The 1,810-nt window shown below is 63.3% G+C and carries 1 protein-coding gene and 1 pseudogene; both read right to left on the bottom strand.

From position 1 onward, the window contains the following. Window positions 1–413, bottom strand: a pseudogene (locus tag L9Z73_RS30025) (SPOR domain-containing protein); the annotation flags it as partial. A gap of 1 nt (window position 414) precedes the next feature. Then, the coding region (argS, locus tag L9Z73_RS30020) for an arginine--tRNA ligase (protein WP_247408568.1) at window positions 415–1,810 on the bottom strand (1,396 nt) is incomplete at its 5' end.

Raw genomic sequence — 1,810 nt, 5'->3', positions numbered from 1 at the left:
ATCCCGGCCAGCGCGGCCTGGGCCCGTGCCGTGTCGATTTTGGCCGCTTCCGCCGGGGTGACCGGCGTGGTCGGTACTTGCGGCGTCGGCAGGGTTTTCTCCGGCACGGCGTCGGGCGGCACGATCACTTCCGATTCCGGCAGCAGCGTGTAGAAGTCGTACTTCGGCTTCACCGGCGCGGTCGGGCTTGGGGCGGTCTTGTTGGCTTCGGCTATTTTCGAGGCTTTTTGCTGCTCCTGTTTGACCCGTTTGACGTCATCGCCCTGGCCTGGGTCCAGCTTCATCAAAAATACGATAAACGCGCCGACCGTGAGGCCGATGGCCATCCACAGCCAGCCCGGAATAGGCTGCTTCGCCGGTGCCTGGTAGCGGCTGGCGCCGCGCTTGGGTGCAGGTTTTTTCTTGGCAGCCAACTTACATACGCTCCAGAGTTTCCAGGCCCAACAGTTCCAGGCCTTGCTTGAGGGTCCGTCCAGCCAGTGCGGCGAGGCGCAGGCGACTCTGCTTGTGGGCTTCGTCGTCGGCGGTGAGGATCGGGCAGTTCTCGTAGAAGCTGGAGAACAGCCCGGCGACTTCGTACAGGTAAGTGCAGAGGATATGCGGCGTACCTTTCTCGCCGACGCTGTTCAGCACTTCAGCGAATTGCGCCAGCTTGGCGCCCAGTTCCTGTTCCTGGGGCGCTTCCAGCACGATCTGCCCTTGCACTTCGCTGAAGTCCTTGCCCAGCTTGCGGAACACCCCGGCCACGCGGGTATAGGCGTACAGCAGGTACGGCGCGGTGTTGCCTTCGAAGTTGAGCATCAGCTCGAAGTTGAAGCTGTAGTCGCTGGTGCGGTGCTTGGACAGGTCGGCGTATTTCACCGCGCCAATGCCCACCACGCGAGCGATGTTGCGCAGGTCGGCGTCCGCCAGCTCCGGGTTCTTTTCCTTCACCAGGTTGTAGGCACGTTCCTGGGCTTCGTTCAGCAGGTCGATCAGCTTCACGGTGCCGCCGTCACGGGTCTTGAACGGGCGGCCGTCGGCGCCGTTCATGGTGCCGAACCCCATGTGTTCCATGTGCATCGGGTGCGTGACGAAACCGGCGCGGCGCGCCACTTCGAACACCTGCTGGAAGTGCAAGGCCTGGCGCTGGTCGACGAAATACAACGCACGGTCGGCCTTGAGTACACCGCTGCGGTAGCGCACGGCGGCCAGGTCGGTGGTGGCGTAGAGGTAGCCACCATCGGCCTTGACGATGATCACCGGCAGCGGCTCGCCCTCGGCGGTCTTGAATTCTTCGAGGAACACGCACTGCGCGCCGTTACTTTCCACCAGCAGGCCTTTGGCCTTGAGGTCGTTGACCACGTTGATCAGGTCGTCGTTGTAGGCGCTTTCGCCCATGACGTCGGCCATGGTCAGCTTGACGTTGAGCAGTTCGTAGATTTTCTGGCAGTGGGCCAGCGAGATCTCGCGAAAGCGCGACCACAGCGCCAGGCATTCCTTGTCACCGGCCTGCAGCTTGACCACCAGGCCACGGGCGCGGTCGGCGAAGGCTTCGGATTCGTCGAAACGCTTCTTCGCGGCGCGGTAGAAGTTTTCCAGGTCCGACAGCTCGTTGCTGGTGATCGGGTTTTCCTGCAGGTAGGCCATCAGCATGCCGAACTGGGTGCCCCAGTCGCCCACGTGGTTCTGACGGATCACGGTGTCGCCGAGAAACTCCAGCACCCGCGCCACGCCGTCGCCGATGATGGTCGAGCGCAGGTGGCCGACGTGCATCTCTTTGGCCAGGTTGGGCGCCGACAGGTCGATGGCCACGCGCTCGGCAGGGCCG

The organism is Pseudomonas emilianonis, assembly GCF_023072625.1.
GTDB lineage: Bacteria > Pseudomonadota > Gammaproteobacteria > Pseudomonadales > Pseudomonadaceae > Aquipseudomonas > Aquipseudomonas paraveronii.
Note: the sequence above shows the minus strand (reverse complement) of the source record. Positions and strands in the feature narration are given on the sequence as shown.